This window comes from Bacillus haynesii (assembly GCF_014042035.1).
In the GTDB taxonomy this organism is placed as follows: domain Bacteria; phylum Bacillota; class Bacilli; order Bacillales; family Bacillaceae; genus Bacillus; species Bacillus haynesii.
Genome location: NZ_CP059494.1, coordinates 367789 through 383837, shown reverse-complemented (window position 1 = coordinate 383837; position 16049 = coordinate 367789). Strand labels below are relative to the sequence as shown.

Genomic DNA, 16049 nt, shown 5'->3' with positions numbered 1-16049 from the left:
TTTCCCCTACTTTCCTTTTCTAAATTGCTTTCTTTTTTGCTGTCTTTTTATTTTTTTGATTTCCGTCTGCATTTTCTTCTTATATCCAGGCTTGACTTTTCTCGGTTTTTTTACAAACCGCTTGGCGGCCTCATCCGTTTCATCAGGCGTTCTTTTTCGGTTCTGCCGGCGCTTGCGGTCATCGATCTTTTTCCACTCGCCTTTTTCAATCCTCATGTTTTCAAACACGATCCCCATTTGTTCAAGCTTCACAAGTGCATCTTCGTCAGATGTATCATAAAACGTCATCGCTGTTCCGGATGTTCCGGCGCGTGCTGTACGGCCGACCCGGTGGACGTAAAAATCAAGATCATCAGGCAGTTCATAGTTAATGACATGGCTGACGCCTTTAATATCGATTCCCCTTGCAGCCAAATCAGTGGCTATGATATAGGTGAATTCCAGATCGCCGATTTGCTTCATCACTTTTTTTCGTTCCCGTGGCGTAAGCCCCCCGTGAAGAAGTCCGACTTTCATCCCTTTGTCCGTCAGATAAGCGGCGATCTCGTCGGCCGTTGTTTTTGTATTGGCAAAAACAATCGCCAAATACGGATTTAAATGGGTCATAACCTCGAGCAACAGCTCATTTTTATCCCTGTGCCTGGAAGGTATCAGCACGTGTTCTATTTTTTCGGCCGTGATGTGCTTCGGCTCAACATGCGCATACCTCGGATTGGCCATGTATTTTTTCAGAAAAGGCTTTAATTTTTCGGGAATCGTTGCGGAAAATACAAGCATCTGCAAGCCTTCCGGCATATGCGACCCGATAAAATCGACATCTTCCAAAAATCCCATATCAAGCATTAAGTCCGCCTCGTCAATAACGAGCGAACCGGCTTTATGAACATCGAGCGCCTGTTCCCTGATCAGATCCGCAATTCGCCCCGGCGTACCTACCACCAGATGGGGCTGCGTTTTTAATTTGTCAATTGATTTTTGTTTATCGGTACCGCCGATGAAACATTTCGAACGAATCGCTTCATCAGACCCTAAAAACTTGGTGATTTTCAGGACTTCCTGATGAATCTGGTTGGCGAGCTCCCTTGTCGGAGCCGTAATTACGACTTGAACGAACTCTTTTTCAGAATCGATCCTGCTTAAAAGCGGGAGCAGATAAGCATGCGTTTTTCCCGTACCTGTCTGCGACTGCCCGATCGCGCTCTCACCTTTCAGCGCCGCAGGGATTAACCGCTTTTGAATATCAGTCGGCTCATAAAAACCCAAGTGGTGAACAGCCTCTATAATAAACGGCTTTAAATCGTACATTTCAAATTTCGTTTGCTTCATTTTCCCAACTCCTTCTTGGAAAGCCGTTATTCCGACGCTCCAAGCTTTATCCTATATGGCTGAATTGTGCGCTTATGTATCCTTTTTTATGCCGCACTGCTTAAAAAAAGGCTGATATCATGTCCATCATTAAATTATAACTGATCCTGCAGAAAAAAACCATCACCCCCGCCCTATTCGGGCCAGCGGGCAAAGGCACTTTGCTACCGTTGGTGCATACCCTATCAAGAGAAGGATTTTGAAAGGAGGTACAAGTATGTTTCAGCAACAGCCGATGAGAAATCAGCCAAGGCCGCAGGTGCCGCAAAGGCCCGGCAGAGCCCTGATGCCGAGACATCCGGGGATGGGAATGCAGCCCCCTCAAGCGCAGCAGCGTGGCTTGCAGCAGATGTTTCAACCAATGGGTGCCGCCCAGCAGCAAGCAGGCGCGCGAGGAGGAGGGATTCAGGGTTTGCTCTCAAAATTTCTTCCCGGATCTGCCGCATCCGGGGGAACAGGAGCGGGGCTCGGTGGAACCGGAAGCGGCCTTGGAGGCATTCAGGGTCTGGCCAATCCGTCTACCATTTCAAATATGCTCGGCAATGTTCAAAAAGCGCTCGGTGTAGCCCAGCAAGTAACACCGATGATTCAGCAATACGGACCGCTCGTCCGCAATCTCCCTGGAATGGTGAAAATGTTCAGACAACTGAATTCCGATGATACTGAAGCAGATGACAGCGAACAACAAAAAGACGAACCGGAAAACAAGACCGAAACGAGCGGTGAAAAGAAAGAAGAAATAAAAGTGTCTTCCAAAAAACCCGACAAATCCAAAACGGAAGAAATCAGAAAAAAACAGAGCCGTTCAGCCCCTCCGTCTGCAAAAAGAAAAACCGGAGGATCAAAACCTAAACTGTATGTATAACATTCTTTGATATCTCCTGCTGGATCAGATATAATGAGGTCTATAGAGACTGCAAAAATAAGCCGTTTTTTACGGCTTTTTATCATGCCCGGCTCTTACTTCTTTATAGGAGGACTAAGAATGAACGTAATTAAAATATCGCCGCGCGGCTATTGCTACGGTGTCGTCGACGCCATGGTCATCGCGAAAAACGCGGCTCTCGATAAAAGTCTGCCGAGACCCATATATATTTTAGGAATGATCGTTCACAACAAACATGTCACGGACGCATTTGAAAAAGAGGGCATTTATACGCTTGACGGCCCGAACCGGCTCGAGATTTTGAATCAGGTCGACAAAGGAACGGTGATCTTCACCGCTCACGGCGTTTCGCCCGAAGTCCGCAAAATAGCTGAGGATAAAGGTCTTGTTGCGATTGACGCCACCTGCCCTGATGTGACAAAAACTCATGATTTAATCCGTAAAATGAAAGCGGAAGGCTATCACGTCATCTATATTGGAAAAAAAGGACACCCGGAGCCTGAAGGAGCAGTCGGCGTCGCCCCGGATATCGTTCATCTTGTTGAAACCGAAGAAGATGTGGAAAGGCTGGACATTGAAGCGGAGAAACTGATTGTCACGAACCAAACGACGATGTCCCAATGGGATGTCCATGATATTATGGAAAAAGTAAAAGAAAAATATCCGGATGTTGAATTCCATCAGGAGATTTGCCTGGCCACTCAGGTGCGTCAGGAAGCGGTCTCCGAGCAGGCGAAAAAAGCCGATTTGACGATCGTTGTCGGCGATCCGAAAAGCAATAACTCGAACCGTCTCGCCCAGGTCTCCGAAGAAATCGCGGGCACGAGAGCATACCGGATCGGCGATTTAAGCGAATTAAAGCTGGAATGGCTTGACGGCGTGGAAACCGTCGCTGTAACGGCCGGTGCATCGACCCCGACCCCGATTACAAAAGAAGTCATCCGCTTTTTAGAACAATTCGATCATGAAGATCCGTCAACATGGAAGATCAGTCACGAAGTACCGCTGCAAAAAATCTTGCCTAAAGTAAAAGCAAAAACCTGAAGCTCTCCAGCTTCAGGTTTTGTTTTTATACAAACGTAAACGGGTTCGTATTTGTATCTGATGGAAAGACGGCGACATCGTATTTTTTCTCTTGGCACATCGCTGTCAGCTTTTTTGCAACCCCGTTTTTCATGATTTGTTCGGCATAATGTCCGGGGTCGACCACATTCAGCCCGATCATCATGGCATCGTGCGCTGTATGGAAATAAAGGTCTCCTGTGACATATACATCGGCACCCATACGTTTTGCATGATGGATGTATTTGTTGCCGTCGCCGCCTAATACGGCGACCTTCCTCACCTTCGCATCAGACTTGCCCACCATCCGCGCTCCGTTCGCTTCCAGCTTTTCTTTCACATAGCGGGCAAACGCTCCGAGTGTCATCTCTTCATTCAATTCACCGATACGGCCCAACCCTTTTTGAAGCGGATTCTGCTCGACGGGATAAATATCAAAGGCCACTTCTTCATACGGATGGGCCTCACTCATCGCTTTGATCACGGATTTTTCAATACCTGACGGATAAACGGTCTCGATTCTTACCTCTTCGACCCGCTCAAGCTCGCCCTGCTTGCCGATAAACGGATCAGCTTCAGACAGCGGCTTGAAGCTGCCGACTCCTTCTGATGAAAACGCACAGTGGCTGTAGGCGCCGATATGGCCGGCTCCAGCGTCTCCAAGAGCTGTGCGCACCTGTTCTTCATAATCTTTCGGGACATAGACGGCAAGTTTTTTCAGCGGCTCTTCATAGGTCGGAACGAGCACTTTTGTGTTCTTTAATTCCAGGGCTTCCGCAAGCATGTCATTGACTCCGCCGTCAGCGACATCGAGATTTGTATGAGCCGCATAAACCGCGATATCATGCTTGATACACTTTTCGATCAGCCTTCCGCCGGGCTGATCTGTGATGACATGTTTCAGCGGCCTGAAGACAGGCGGATGGTGCGCAATGATTAAGTCAACGTTCTTTGCAATCGCTTCATCAACCGTTTCTTCGAGAACATCAAGCGTAACCATGACATTGGCCACCGTTTTGTTCAGCGTGCCGATTTGCAGGCCGATTTTATCTCCTTCAACGGCTAAAGACTTAGGCGAGAACTGTTCAAACAATTGAATGATTTCATTTCCGTTTATCGATTTTGTCATCTTCTAAGTACCTCCTTTAAGATCTCTATCCGTTTTGACAGCTCAAGCAATTTTTGTCGATTTTCTGCACTCGGAGGAGCCGCTTCAATTTGTTGATAGATGTTTTCCGTATGTTTCAGCTCTTGCGACCATTTTTTGATAAAAACAGCATTTTGTTGTTTGGCCAAAAATGGGCCGACAAGCATGCCTGCCGTAAAGGAAACCCCATCGTAAGCCGCATCCCGATCGCCAGCTTCAGCCACGAGAACCTCATAGCACTTGCCGTCTTCTTCAAGGATCTCTTCATTGATCAGTTCATAGCCTTCCTGATAGAGCCACTCTCTAATATGGTGAGCATGGATATTCGGCTGTAAAATCAAACGTTCCTTACCTGAGAGCTTATCCTTGCCCGCTTTTAGAATGTGAGCAATGAGCGAACCACCCATTCCTGCAATCGTGATCACATCAGCTTCGCCCTTTTCAATCACTTCAAGCCCGTCTCCTTTCCTCACGGATATGAGCGAACTTAACTGCAGTTTCTCAACCTGCTGTTTCGCAGAAAGAAACGGACCATCTGTGATTTCTCCGACGATCGCCGCGCTTGTCAGGCGATTCAGCACACAATAGCAAGGCAAATACGCATGATCAGACCCGATATCAGCCATAACCGCCCCTTTTGTTATGTATTCCGCCACAGTCTGCAGCCTTTTCGATAACTTCAATTCATTCACAATCATCACAACTTTTCTAGATTCATTTTTCTTTTACTATCATATAAAAAATCGCTGTAGTTTCCAAGCTGGAACAGCAAATCAACATTCTACTCGGCCAATTTTTGATTTTCTCTATAGTACGCACGTAAAGCATGTGTCTCAAGATCCGCGAGCCGAACCGGAATCGGCAGCCTGCTTTCTCGATTGATCAAGCTCATCGCGATGTCATAACTGCTGTCTAAATCAAGCAAATGTCCGCATGATAGAAAAATCGGTTTGACATCTTGCCTTGTCCGCACCGCTCGTCCGTAGACTTCGCCATCAATTACAATATCGGTATAAGCGCCGAATTTATTATCAGGCATCACAAAATCAGTTTGTTTTATTTTTAAGTAAGTTTTCGCAATGCCGATCGTTGGCTTTTCGAGAAAAAACGCCGCATGTGTCGCAATTCCCATATGGTTAAAATGAAGGTAGCCATTCCCGTCAAATAAAAAAACATCCGGTTCAATCGTCAGCTTCTTGGCCGCTTCAATAATAAGCGGCAGCTCCCTAAAAGCAAGAAACCCTGCGATATAAGGCACATCAATTTTCCCTGCACTATGTACTTTTTCAATGACACGCTTCGTATGAAAATCCAGCACGATGATACTGCAGACACCAAACGCTTCACCATCTTCCTCCCAATAAGCTAAATCAACCCCCGCACAGGTTTGCAGAGCGTCTTTGCTGATGGAGTTTGCTAGATTGATATGTTTTTTTAGTTTTGTTTGTATCGTTAAGAAGTCATTTTCTTGGTTTAAATTAAAATCGTGTATGTTGTTGATGTTCATCTTTAAAAACCAACTTTCTATCATCCCATTTTTTTGAGCACCTTTATCTAGATCATATCTAAATTGTTCAGTTCATTCAAAGTTATTGATTAGGCACTTTAAATACATACCGGGATTAGTCGGAACATCACTCCAATATCGGACAGCAAGATGTCTTATAGAATGATCAACATATAAAAAAGAACCCCTCAACAAGCAAAAAATTGGGAGCTCTGTTTGTCTTTTTGTAAATCGGGGTATGTTTTAATCATCATTATTATTCTTTATTTCTCAGCTTCATCGTCATACTGTTTACACCCTCAAAAAGAGCGTCCCGTATGATCTCAGTGTAATTCTCATAACTGTCGCTTTTGGCTTTAATGATATCTAAAACTTGTTTAAATTGTCCATCTACGATAATCGTAATGCCTTCGACCTTTTCACCTGTCTGATCATTCTCAAATTCCTCATTCAACATGGTTACCGTGTCATTACTATTCATAAAAAACTCTCCTATCTTTTTGAAAATAAACTTTTTCCCTTTATGATTGATCCAAAAGGTTTGATTTGTAGGAACTAGATTTGTAAAGTCCTCATAAACTCCGATCCAATGATTTGGTATATAATTCTTCATAAGATGCTGGCTTCGGGTACATGGAATACAACTTTTTCAGACTAAAATCGATTAATAATGAGGGGCTGAAGTCAAACAAATCATCGGCTGGCTATTTATATTTATGTTCGGCTGCTTTTTGAAGGGTGGCTTCTATGTGGGCCACTAATTTTTCCGGTCTTCTCGTTTCCATGTCTTCTAACGGGTTTTCCCAGTCCAGATCCTTTAATAACAGCATATAAAAAGTGCCTGAAGGCTCAATATCTACGTACCAGCCGACATCTAAAATCAAGCGGCTTTCTTTATGCTCCAACTGTAATAATGATGACGTGAAGTTAAACCAGTCATCACTGTCTTCCTCTAACTGATCTGGATCGATATCAATTAGTTTATTATAAGAGACGGTCCATCCTTGAGGAATTCTAAGACGTAAATAGTCGGGAGGTCCTTCAAAAATGAAAATGTTCCCTCCAAATGCCGTCGCTTCTATTTTCCAAATGATCCGTTCCAATTCGTTCACTAGCTGGCGGCGATCTTTAACATTGATTGCGTCAATCGTTTCTCCATGATTGTCACTAATATGAATTAGATATTCATCACGGCCTTTAATGATTTTGACCGCAGCATGATATCTTTGTTTTACTAATTCTAATAATTTGGTATTTGGTTCAACTTTTTCATGTGTGACGGTTAAATCATTATATTTAACGAACCAGCCGCACGGTATATTTATAGGTTCTAATGATTTTTTGGAATTAGACAAATCGTTCACTCCTGATTTGTGTATTATAAACTGTTGATTTGTTTTCGGCTATAGCTTTGTATTTCTGCTCCCCCTCAGGGGCTTCCTGTAACCTTAAACTTTAAACATCCTTTTCTAATTTGATAATTCTAATTCACAAAGGTTCATAAAATAATAGGGCAGTAGTTAATTTTGTATTTGTAATTCCCTTAATATTTTTTTCCTCAAATCACTCGCAATATCCCCATTCTTGTAGTCGTCCAACAAAGAATTTATTCTCTGAATATAACTATCTGAATCCTCTATACATTTTTCAAAACAGTCAATAAAATGCTCCACTAATGTGTCATCAACTGAAGCAATTGGTTCTGGATAATATTTAACTCCTTCTCGTTCAAATGCTTTTCTACTAGTGTAAGCAACCGCATCAATCATACAGTTCCAAGCTGCGACATCTATTTCATTATCTGACATCTCTTGAATTATAGTTATGCCATTTTCCTCATTATCCAATAAATCATAAAGAATATCCCCTATATGATTTTTATCTTTTATCCACTCCCAACATTTATCTAGAGCTTCCTGGGCAAAAATTTGGTCTTCCTTTTGGGAAAATACCGACGAAACTTTTTCTGCAAGTCCAAGAAAAAATATTACTTTACAGTCCTCTATCAAACGATCGAAGTTTGTATCAGTCATAATTTTAACCTCCAACTAATCAATCTAATTTCCATTTTTAATGTTTAGATTAAGTCTGCCAGTTACTTTAATGCTTTCATCAATTTTCGATGTTACAAAGAGGTTCAATGTTTTTGAGACTTTGAGGCGTCAAGCGGGTATTCGCGATGGTGTTTTGCAGTTTTTTGCGATTTAGACATTTTATTAATATCATCGTCGAGTGTCCGTAGCTTGGATATTCCCATTCTAATCTACACTATTAAGTAAAAAATCTTGAACTCTCTCCCTGGAAACTTTTTTTGCCCCCTCTTTTTTCAAAAGCTTTAAAAAAGCTTTTTCTTTTTGACCTGGATTTTTAGATGATAAGTTAAAGTGACTATGAAATTCCTCAAATAACTCGTAAGAATCAATAGATTCGATGGTTTCAGGTAAATACTCATCTTTCTGATATTTATATGCTTTGTAAATTGTATAAGTTATTGCATCAGCAATACATATCCAAGCATCTAGATCATCTTCATTTGATTCAAGCTGCATTAAAGTTAAAATCCCTGTGTCATCTAAATTTTCCAGGTAAGTATAAAGATCGTCTGCTTCTATATTCTTGTGTTCAAACCACTTCCAGCAGGCATCTAATGCTTCTTTTATATAATTGAAATCATTTGATTGTTTTAATGTAGGAACTATTGCTTCACAAAGTCCTAAATAATATGCAGATTTTAAATTATCATTCAATTCTTCCCACTCTTGAAACATCTACTACACTCCTCAATTAAATATATTGACCATTTTAATAACAAAATTCAATCTTCCGTTTGGCTTGATTCCTTGAATAGTTTCAGAAGTTATTTTTATCGTTAAATTGGGGAATATCCTGCTAAGCTGTTTAATTAACCCAGCTGGTGCTCATTTTATATCTTGAAACTGGGAAAAGCACTTGTCGCCTTGCTTGGCAATCAAGTGCTTTATTCTTAACTTTAGGAGCGGTTAATAAACATATATTAAACTTACGATTGAGTTCTTTCATAATTATAATAACTTTATAAACTCTTCTCTATTTGTGGAGATCTCCTCTTTTGTACTCTGATAATCCTCAATGCCCTTTCTTATCTTTTCAACCTCTTTCGATGTGATAAAACCTGTTTCCACTGCACTGTTTAAAAAGATGATAATACTATCGTTATTAATACCCTCTAACGCTTGTGGTAAATATTTCACTTCTTCTTTTTTATAAGCTTCCCAAGAAGTAAAAGCGACTGCATCAACAAATAGTGATCACAGCCTAGCAATATTCAAGTCTTCTTCTTCCTCAGCAAATTCTGAAATTCCTGTAAAGTCTGCGTTATCAATAAGCTCGTATAAGTCATCACCATTAACGGCATGAGATTCAACCCATAACCAACATTTGTTCAAGGTTTCTCTTCCTTCCGGATACCTTTCATCGTCTTTGCTGATTATAGAAAATACTCTTTCGGCAACTGTTAAAATAAAGCCTACTTTAACTTCATCTTGTAAATTATCCAGAAATATATTATCCATGATTTCCCCCTTATTCACGAGGACAATTGGAGTGCCGATGTGGTCGTCTGTTCTACTTAGACGCTTTCTTTATGCTCTAACTGTAGGAAGAGCTAGCTGAACCTTCTCGTTATAATTCATTTTCCTTTATATACACTAACTTATTGTTATCACTAAACTGTATCAAATTTTCAAAAAAACTTGAAAAGCATAAAGCCAATCAAGGTTTGAAATTGCTTTATTCGTTGCTACTAGATGGGACAAACACAATAAATTCTCCTTTAGGATATGTTCCCTTCCAACCGCAAGGCCATCCGCCTTCTTTATATATCTCAAAAACCTTTTCATAAAAATTATTTGTTTTTCCATTGACCAACCGATTTAAAGCACACATTGTGAGGTCTCCTTCAATCTCCTCATGAATATCTACATAATCAAACGGAAGAAAATTTTCAGAGTAATTTTCAGAGTCACCGAAATACTCGTATAAATCATCTTGCTGAGTAGCTAAATCTAGATCGTATATCTTTTCTACAATATTTCCAGTTTCTAATGACTTAACATTCTCCCACACTGTATCAACTTCATTTAAATCTTGTGACCAGGCCAAATTTTGCGCATCACTAAAATTATTAATTACTTGCAAATTAGGGACATTAAAGTTCTCATTGAAAAACATCTTGTTATTACGAATAAAGCTCATTACTTCTTCGACTAATGGAGTGTTCTTACCAAAATTCATTTAGATAACCACCTTTCCCATAACTCTTCGGTTGCTTCACCGCCTCTGTTCCAAATAGGGAGCTTTTTATTTTTTCCACTTTTTTAAAATTCTTTAGATATTCCCATTTATTAAATAAAATAAGAAAGCTGGGATATCCCAACTTTCTTATTTTTATTCTACACTATTAAGTAAAAAATCTTGAATGCTCTCCCTGGAAACTTTTTCTGACCCCTCTTTTTTCAAAAACTTCAAAAAAGCTTTTTCTTTTTGACCTTGATTTTTAGATAATAAGCTAAAGTGACTATGAAATTCCTCAAATAACTCGTAAGAATCAATAGATTCGATTGTTTCAGGTAAATACTCATCTTTCTGATATTTATATGCTTTGTAAATTGTATAAGATATTGCATCGGCAATACATATCCAAGCATCTAGATCATCTTCATTTGATTCAAGCTGCATTAAAGTTAAAATCCCTGTGTCATCTAAATTTTCCAGGTAAGTATAAAGATCGTCTGCTTCTATATTCTTGTGTTCAAGCCACTTCCAGCAGGCATCTAATGCTTCTTTTATATAATTGAAATCATTTGATTGTTTTAATGTAGGAACTATTGCTTCACAAAGTCCTAAATAATATGCAGGTTTTAAATCATCATTCAATTCTTCCCACTCTTGAAACATCTACTACACTCCTCAATTAAATATATTCGCCATTTTTAATAACAAAATTCAATCTTCCGTTTGGCTTGATTCCTTGAATAGTTTCAGAAGTTACTTCTATCGTTAGGTTAGGAAAAATCTTGCTGAATTGCTTAAATACTCCAGCAGGTACATTTGGATTATTTAGTCCTTGAATACAGGTTGGACAAACCCCTTTAGGATTAGATTGGTGAATTTTTAATGTTCCTGTTATTTCAGCAGGATTTTTTCCTAAAGCTTCTACTTTGCTTATAAAGTCATTTAACACGCCTTCTTCAGCATGTCTTGTTGCACTTGCGATTTTTCCTGGAGATTTTATAGGTCTATCTGGCATTACTGAGTCTAAATCGGGAAGCCCGGCCTCTTTTCTAACTTTAGGCGACCCACCCTCAAATACTAAATTTTCCAAACCTTCCACATCTGTCTTTCCAACCGCAACAGTGTCAGTTTTAGGAACATTCCATTTTTGGCGTAGAACATCTAAATCAGCTTTTCCAACATCTATTTTACTACCAGTCCTATTGGCTCCCTTACTGACGTTCCCCCCACCACTCACCATCTTCACAACCCCAAGCTCTTTCACCGGCGTTTTCTCAACATTCACGCGGACAATTGGGGTGCCGATGCGGTGGCCTGTTGCGGTGGCCGGCTGTTCGACGTAAACGCGGACGTTTGTCGGAACTTGGAAGGATTTCACCTTTTCAAGGATATTGTTTCCTTTTTGCACCAGCGCTGCTTTTGGCGATCTAGCGAGCGGAATGTTTTTGCCGGCCGTTTTGGCCAATGTTTGAGCGCCGTGGTTTGCCGTTTTTGCGACAGCACCTGCGCCTACGAGGCTCAAGGTGGCTTCGATCAGGCCTTGTTTCCGCCTTTCTTCAGAAACTTTGTTTCCAAACATGTCCTTGCCCGTGACGGCTTCTGAAAACCCATTTGAAGCGACAAGGCCGTAGGCGCCCATTTCCGTCATTTTCAAGACGTTCAACGTTTTTGAGGCTTTGTAGGCGTCAAGCGCGTGATCAGCGGCGATGAGTCCTTTTCCTGTTTTATAAATGGCTTTTCCGCCTTTGAAGGCCCGTCCTGCCCAGCCGACAATCGGAATAAATCCTGCTGCCGCCATTGCTCCGGCGGCGACACGCTGGCCGTTTGTCAGCTTTTCTCCTGTGACCGGGTCGACGCCTTCAGCGGCTCTCTTATAATCATAATACCCGCTGACTTCTCCGACAAATGTTCCGGCAGCGTCAAGCGCTTTTAAATACCAAGGCTTGTTCGCTTCTTCTTCTTGTTTTTCCTGAAGCCTGCGCGCTTCTGCCTGTTCGTTTTTGAATTCAATATAATTGGCGGCTTGAGTCTCAACTTCTATCGTATTTTTATAGATCTCGCTTGAGTGGAACGATTTCAAGCTAAAATACATCGGCGAGGCGGTTTTTCCGTGGCTTGTAGCTTCCATCAGCCCGGAATATTTGCCGAGCACGGCGCTGTCGAGCGCTTGTAAATTCATGTATTCTGTCTTGAGCGATTCATCCAGCTCACGAACGGCGTCGATGGTGTTTTGCCGGGTTGTTTGCGCTTTAGACATTTTATCAATATAATCGTCGAGCGTCCAATTGTCCAAGTCAACGATATCGCTGATGCTTGCGATGATTTTATCCATTTCCAGCTTGAGCCCCGAGACGATTTCCGTCGCTTTCAAATCCGCGTTTTTCAGTTCATGATCCAAAAAAGAGACTTCAACATAAGAATCGGACAGCTTTTTGTCTTTTATATCACCTGATACACCTTTAAAAAAAGCAATCTGCGCTTCAACAAGCTTTAACCAGCTGTCAACGATCTCTGCCTGTCCCTTGTAGAAGTCTTTTATGTTGTCGGCACCTTTCCCCTGAAAATCATCACCTAAATCAGCGACTCCGAGAAACGCTTTTTTGAGCGTTTGCAGTTGATCTTCAAACGTTTCATATTGTTTTTTCCGGTTATTCGCTGCTTCAATTAAAGAATGCGCTTCAAATACTTTCATTGAATTGTCCTCTCTAACCTCAGGCTATTTTCTGGCGATTGCTTTGTCCTGTTCTTTAAGCAAATCGACATTTTCCTTCGTATCCCTTATGTTTTTGTGTACGGCTTTTTTGTAATCAGCCACCATCTGATGAATATTCTGCTCGCGTTCGTGGCACTTTGTCGTATATGTCAATTTATTTTTCCCTGCAGCTTGCGGAGGGTTTGGCAGGTCTAGGGCATCAAGCGCCTCTCTTACGGCCTCCAGCTTTTTGATGACCGCTTCATGTTTCAGCTTGATTGTCGTCATTAAAACCAGCTCCAACTGTTTTTGATTGAGCGGATTTTATCGCTTAATTGATCAACTGCTTTTTCCCCGAGAGAGAGCAAATGATCCGCCTCTTTAGCTGCCGCTCCCGCCAATTCAAGGCTGTGCTTTTCAACTTCCAGCGCAAAAATTTTTCTTTCCAGCTGCGAAATATAGCCTTCGTACTTTCCGTTCACGATGTTGTACATTGATGTATGGGCCTCATCCCGTTCGTCATCAAAATCGTTGGCGAAGTCCCCTGTCCAGTGGCTGTTCAGATGAGGATGCAAGATTTGTCTGATCTCGACAATCCCGGTTTCGTGTTCTTTCTCAATCTCCCTTTTTGCTGTTTTGACTCGTTCAATCCGGCTTTCTACATCAGCCAGCTTTTGGTTAATCGTGCTGTGGATATGATTCAATGTGCTCGCATGACTCATATGATTCACCTCAGGGAAATACTCAAATAGACGGATGACACCAGTGCATCCGCTGCATTTTTTCCATTTATATAATAGTAAAATAGATGCAATCTTACTTAAATAGGGTGGATTGCTTATTTTTTCCCTTGCAAAGATGAGTGGAGCCTCCAGAAAAAGTAATAAAGACCTATTTCCGATAGACGCCGCACCGTCATAAAGGACGGAATCACGGATGCTGAAATAGTTCAAATCACCCTTTCGAGGTGACTCCTCGTCAAGCAACATCCCATTTACCGAAAACAGAAAAAGGATTCGCATAAAAGCTCTTGTCAAAGCTTTTATTGCGAATCCTTTTGGTAATGAAACGATTTTAGCCAATCTGGAAAAAGCTATTTAATTTCTGACACCCATTTTGCCATATCATCAAGCTTTTCCGCAGGAACCAGTCCTCCCGGCATTCCGTTGCCGCCTTTTTCAATCTTTTCTTTAATCGCACCTGTATCCATCCGGTCCCCGACACCTTTCAGTTTAGGGCCTGATACACCTTCATAATTCTCGCCGTGGCAGGTTACACAGTTCGCTTTGTAAATTTCTTCAGGCGAGGCATCCGCTTTGTCTTCTTGAGCTGTTTTATTCCCTTCGCCTGCAATTTCTTTTGCGTCATAAAGGCCTTTTATGGATAAGATAAAAACCAGTCCTATGCCCATAATGGCGATTAACAAAAATGGTATCAATGGATTGCGGTTCATTTTACATCCCCCTTTTTAATTTACCCCTGCCCCTTATGTAAACAATTCTAATTCTACTTTAATTTTACAAAAAGTAAACCGGTTATGAAACAAAAGCTGATGAAGTTCACATTTTAGACAAAATAATGGACGATGAAGCGATTGTTCATTCCCAATTTAAAAACTAGTTTTTGAATACGGTTACAACAACAATTATAAAGGGCTTTTCCTTCGATCTCAAGGTTATAATGACTCAAAATACACTTTTGGGTATTTGCAAATTCGAAAGAAATTAAGTAAAATATAATCGGGTTACCAATAATAGCGCTTTCATTTCTTTCGTGAAAAAAAGAACGGATCTCCTGACCCGTTCAAGTTTATTCGAGAAAATCTTTCAAGCGTTTGCTTCTGCTTGGATGTCTTAATTTACGAAGTGCTTTAGCTTCTATTTGGCGAATTCGTTCTCTTGTTACCCCGAACACCTTACCAACTTCTTCTAATGTTCTTGTACGACCATCATCAAGGCCGAAGCGAAGGCGGAGCACATTTTCTTCACGGTCTGTCAATGTATCCAGTACATCTTCAAGCTGTTCTTTCAGCAATTCATATGCTGCATGATCTGACGGAGAAGTCGCTTCCTGATCCTCAATAAAGTCTCCCAGATGTGAATCGTCCTCTTCACCGATCGGAGTTTCGAGTGAAACCGGTTCCTGAGCGATCTTTAGGATTTCACGGACTTTTTCAGGCGTCAGGTCCATATCTTCCGCAATCTCTTCAGGCGTTGGTTCGCGGCCGAGATCCTGAAGGAGCTGCCTTTGAACACGAATCAGCTTGTTGATGGTTTCAACCATATGAACAGGAATCCTGATCGTTCTCGCCTGGTCGGCAATCGCCCTTGTAATCGCCTGTCTGATCCACCATGTCGCGTATGTGCTGAATTTGTATCCTTTGCGGTAGTCAAACTTTTCTACCGCCTTCATCAGGCCCATGTTTCCTTCCTGAATAAGGTCAAGGAAAAGCATTCCGCGGCCGACATACCGTTTTGCGATGCTGACGACAAGTCTCAAGTTGGCTTCAGCGAGACGGCGCTTCGACTCTTCGTCGCCTTCTTCGATTTTTTTCGCGTATTCAATTTCTTCTTTTGCAGACAAAAGGTTTACCCGTCCGATTTCTTTTAGGTACATGCGGACAGGGTCGTTTATCTTAACGCCCGGAGGCACGCTTAAATCGTTAAGGTCAAATTCTTCTTCGGCCTTGGCCAGCTGTTGAATATTAGGATCCTCAGTTTCTTCGCTCTCGCTAATTAATTCAACGCCTTGTTCTCCTAAAAATTCATAATACTCATCCATTTGGTCTGATTCGATTTCAAAGCTGGACATGCGCTCTGCAATTTCTTCATATGTGAGCACTCCGCGCTTTTTTCCGGCTTCTGTTAATTGATCCCTCACCTGTTCAAATGTGAATTCAGTTTCGGTCTCGTGTGCTTGTTTATCAGCCATTCATGGATCCCTCCTTCCAAAACTTACAGACGAATTCTAAAAGCATCCCGCTTTTTTGTTCCTATTTCACAAGTAAAGCCTTCTCTCTCATCTAGGGCTTCACGGGAAAGCAAATCATAAATTGACAATATATGATTAGGACAAGCAGCTTTTGCTCCTCCGTTAGGATTCATTGCCAAAAGCTTCT

General features: G+C 41.6%; 18 protein-coding genes and 1 pseudogene. 2 read left to right on the top strand and 17 right to left on the bottom strand.

Annotation, left to right across the window (positions count from 1 at the left end; translation table 11 throughout):
- Positions 1 to 6: 6 nt before the first annotated feature.
- Entirely contained in the window at positions 7 to 1326 is a 1320-nt protein-coding gene (locus H2R00_RS01945; RefSeq protein WP_154997073.1) for a DEAD/DEAH box helicase, read from the bottom strand.
- Positions 1327 to 1582: 256 nt separating this feature from the next.
- On the opposite strand from H2R00_RS01945, the gene vrrA reads away from it, so the two are divergent.
- The gene (vrrA, locus tag H2R00_RS01940; protein ID WP_154999442.1) at positions 1583 to 2230 is read left to right on the top strand and encodes a VrrA/YqfQ family protein; all 648 of its coding nucleotides are present in this window, start codon (positions 1583 to 1585) and stop codon (positions 2228 to 2230) included.
- Between the two features lie 120 nt (positions 2231 to 2350).
- Positions 2351 to 3295: a 4-hydroxy-3-methylbut-2-enyl diphosphate reductase gene (locus tag H2R00_RS01935; protein WP_154999441.1), complete on the top strand. Its 945-nt coding sequence runs from the start codon at positions 2351 to 2353 to the stop codon at positions 3293 to 3295.
- Between the two features lie 25 nt (positions 3296 to 3320).
- Here the strand turns inward: H2R00_RS01935 and H2R00_RS01930 are convergent, their stop codons facing one another.
- From H2R00_RS01930 to H2R00_RS01855, 16 genes and pseudogenes are all read right to left on the bottom strand, one after another.
- Positions 3321 to 4442 carry a Nif3-like dinuclear metal center hexameric protein gene (locus tag H2R00_RS01930; RefSeq protein WP_182070366.1) on the bottom strand — a complete coding sequence of 374 codons (1122 nt, stop codon included), beginning with the start codon at positions 4440 to 4442 and terminating at the stop codon, positions 3321 to 3323.
- A complete protein-coding gene (locus H2R00_RS01925; RefSeq protein WP_234113242.1) occupies positions 4439 to 5086 on the bottom strand; it encodes a tRNA (adenine(22)-N(1))-methyltransferase in 648 nt (215 codons plus the stop codon). The genes H2R00_RS01930 and H2R00_RS01925 overlap by 4 nt, the downstream gene beginning before the upstream one ends.
- A 155-nt stretch (positions 5087 to 5241) precedes the next feature.
- Positions 5242 to 5967 (bottom strand): endonuclease V, encoded by a 726-nt coding sequence (locus H2R00_RS01920; protein ID WP_154999439.1) that lies wholly within the window; start codon positions 5965 to 5967, stop codon positions 5242 to 5244.
- A gap of 256 nt (positions 5968 to 6223) precedes the next feature.
- The gene (locus tag H2R00_RS01915; RefSeq protein ID WP_152846937.1) at positions 6224 to 6448 is read right to left on the bottom strand and encodes a hypothetical protein; all 225 of its coding nucleotides are present in this window, start codon (positions 6446 to 6448) and stop codon (positions 6224 to 6226) included.
- A gap of 223 nt (positions 6449 to 6671) precedes the next feature.
- A complete protein-coding gene (locus H2R00_RS01910; protein WP_244958268.1) occupies positions 6672 to 7331 on the bottom strand; it encodes a hypothetical protein in 660 nt (219 codons plus the stop codon).
- 156 nt (positions 7332 to 7487) lie between these two features.
- Complete coding sequence (locus H2R00_RS01905; RefSeq protein WP_182070364.1) at positions 7488 to 8000, bottom strand: Imm6 family immunity protein; 513 nt, start codon at positions 7998 to 8000, stop codon at positions 7488 to 7490.
- A gap of 225 nt (positions 8001 to 8225) precedes the next feature.
- Complete coding sequence (locus H2R00_RS01900; protein WP_154999435.1) at positions 8226 to 8735, bottom strand: Imm6 family immunity protein; 510 nt, start codon at positions 8733 to 8735, stop codon at positions 8226 to 8228.
- Between the two features lie 273 nt (positions 8736 to 9008).
- A pseudogene (locus H2R00_RS01895) lies at positions 9009 to 9518 on the bottom strand (Imm6 family immunity protein).
- 217 nt (positions 9519 to 9735) lie between these two features.
- The gene (locus tag H2R00_RS01890; protein ID WP_244958267.1) at positions 9736 to 10239 is read right to left on the bottom strand and encodes a cytoplasmic protein; all 504 of its coding nucleotides are present in this window, start codon (positions 10237 to 10239) and stop codon (positions 9736 to 9738) included.
- A gap of 153 nt (positions 10240 to 10392) precedes the next feature.
- Positions 10393 to 10902, bottom strand: a complete 510-nt coding sequence (locus H2R00_RS01885) for an Imm6 family immunity protein (protein ID WP_182070363.1) — start codon at positions 10900 to 10902, stop codon at positions 10393 to 10395.
- Positions 10903 to 10918: 16 nt separating this feature from the next.
- Positions 10919 to 12931 carry a ribonuclease YeeF family protein gene (locus H2R00_RS01880; RefSeq protein WP_182070362.1) on the bottom strand — a complete coding sequence of 671 codons (2013 nt, stop codon included), beginning with the start codon at positions 12929 to 12931 and terminating at the stop codon, positions 10919 to 10921.
- Between the two features lie 24 nt (positions 12932 to 12955).
- Positions 12956 to 13219, bottom strand: a complete 264-nt coding sequence (locus H2R00_RS01875; RefSeq protein ID WP_182070361.1) for a YwqI/YxiC family protein — start codon at positions 13217 to 13219, stop codon at positions 12956 to 12958.
- Positions 13219 to 13653: a YwqH-like family protein gene (locus tag H2R00_RS01870; RefSeq protein ID WP_182070360.1), complete on the bottom strand. Its 435-nt coding sequence runs from the start codon at positions 13651 to 13653 to the stop codon at positions 13219 to 13221. The genes H2R00_RS01875 and H2R00_RS01870 overlap by 1 nt, the downstream gene beginning before the upstream one ends.
- Positions 13654 to 14024: 371 nt before the next feature.
- The gene (gene cccA / locus H2R00_RS01865) at positions 14025 to 14384 is read right to left on the bottom strand and encodes a cytochrome c550 (protein ID WP_003183607.1); all 360 of its coding nucleotides are present in this window, start codon (positions 14382 to 14384) and stop codon (positions 14025 to 14027) included.
- 356 nt (positions 14385 to 14740) lie between these two features.
- Complete coding sequence (gene rpoD, locus H2R00_RS01860) at positions 14741 to 15862, bottom strand: RNA polymerase sigma factor RpoD (protein WP_182070359.1); 1122 nt, start codon at positions 15860 to 15862, stop codon at positions 14741 to 14743.
- Between the two features lie 23 nt (positions 15863 to 15885).
- Positions 15886 to 16041 (bottom strand): hypothetical protein, encoded by a 156-nt coding sequence (locus H2R00_RS01855; RefSeq protein ID WP_158039115.1) that lies wholly within the window; start codon positions 16039 to 16041, stop codon positions 15886 to 15888.
- Positions 16042 to 16049: the final 8 nt, after the last annotated feature.

What these genes read in the sequence shown, in the direction of transcription:
- H2R00_RS01945 (WP_154997073.1), bottom strand. Translation starts at nt 1,326, where the DNA reads ATGAAGCAAACGAAATTTGAAATGTACGATTTAAAGCCGTTTATTATA.
- vrrA (WP_154999442.1), top strand. Translation starts at nt 1,583, where the DNA reads ATGTTTCAGCAACAGCCGATGAGAAATCAGCCAAGGCCGCAGGTGCCG.
- H2R00_RS01935 (WP_154999441.1), top strand. Translation starts at nt 2,351, where the DNA reads ATGAACGTAATTAAAATATCGCCGCGCGGCTATTGCTACGGTGTCGTC.
- H2R00_RS01930 (WP_182070366.1), bottom strand. Translation starts at nt 4,442, where the DNA reads ATGACAAAATCGATAAACGGAAATGAAATCATTCAATTGTTTGAACAG.
- H2R00_RS01925 (WP_234113242.1), bottom strand. Translation starts at nt 5,086, where the DNA reads ATGGCTGATATCGGGTCTGATCATGCGTATTTGCCTTGCTATTGTGTG.
- H2R00_RS01920 (WP_154999439.1), bottom strand. Translation starts at nt 5,967, where the DNA reads ATGAACATCAACAACATACACGATTTTAATTTAAACCAAGAAAATGAC.
- H2R00_RS01915 (WP_152846937.1), bottom strand. Translation starts at nt 6,448, where the DNA reads ATGAATAGTAATGACACGGTAACCATGTTGAATGAGGAATTTGAGAAT.
- H2R00_RS01905 (WP_182070364.1), bottom strand. Translation starts at nt 8,000, where the DNA reads ATGACTGATACAAACTTCGATCGTTTGATAGAGGACTGTAAAGTAATA.
- H2R00_RS01900 (WP_154999435.1), bottom strand. Translation starts at nt 8,735, where the DNA reads ATGTTTCAAGAGTGGGAAGAATTGAATGATAATTTAAAATCTGCATAT.
- H2R00_RS01890 (WP_244958267.1), bottom strand. Translation starts at nt 10,239, where the DNA reads ATGAATTTTGGTAAGAACACTCCATTAGTCGAAGAAGTAATGAGCTTT.
- H2R00_RS01885 (WP_182070363.1), bottom strand. Translation starts at nt 10,902, where the DNA reads ATGTTTCAAGAGTGGGAAGAATTGAATGATGATTTAAAACCTGCATAT.
- H2R00_RS01880 (WP_182070362.1), bottom strand. Translation starts at nt 12,931, where the DNA reads ATGAAAGTATTTGAAGCGCATTCTTTAATTGAAGCAGCGAATAACCGG.
- H2R00_RS01875 (WP_182070361.1), bottom strand. Translation starts at nt 13,219, where the DNA reads ATGACGACAATCAAGCTGAAACATGAAGCGGTCATCAAAAAGCTGGAG.
- H2R00_RS01870 (WP_182070360.1), bottom strand. Translation starts at nt 13,653, where the DNA reads ATGAGTCATGCGAGCACATTGAATCATATCCACAGCACGATTAACCAA.
- cccA (WP_003183607.1), bottom strand. Translation starts at nt 14,384, where the DNA reads ATGAACCGCAATCCATTGATACCATTTTTGTTAATCGCCATTATGGGC.
- rpoD (WP_182070359.1), bottom strand. Translation starts at nt 15,862, where the DNA reads ATGGCTGATAAACAAGCACACGAGACCGAAACTGAATTCACATTTGAA.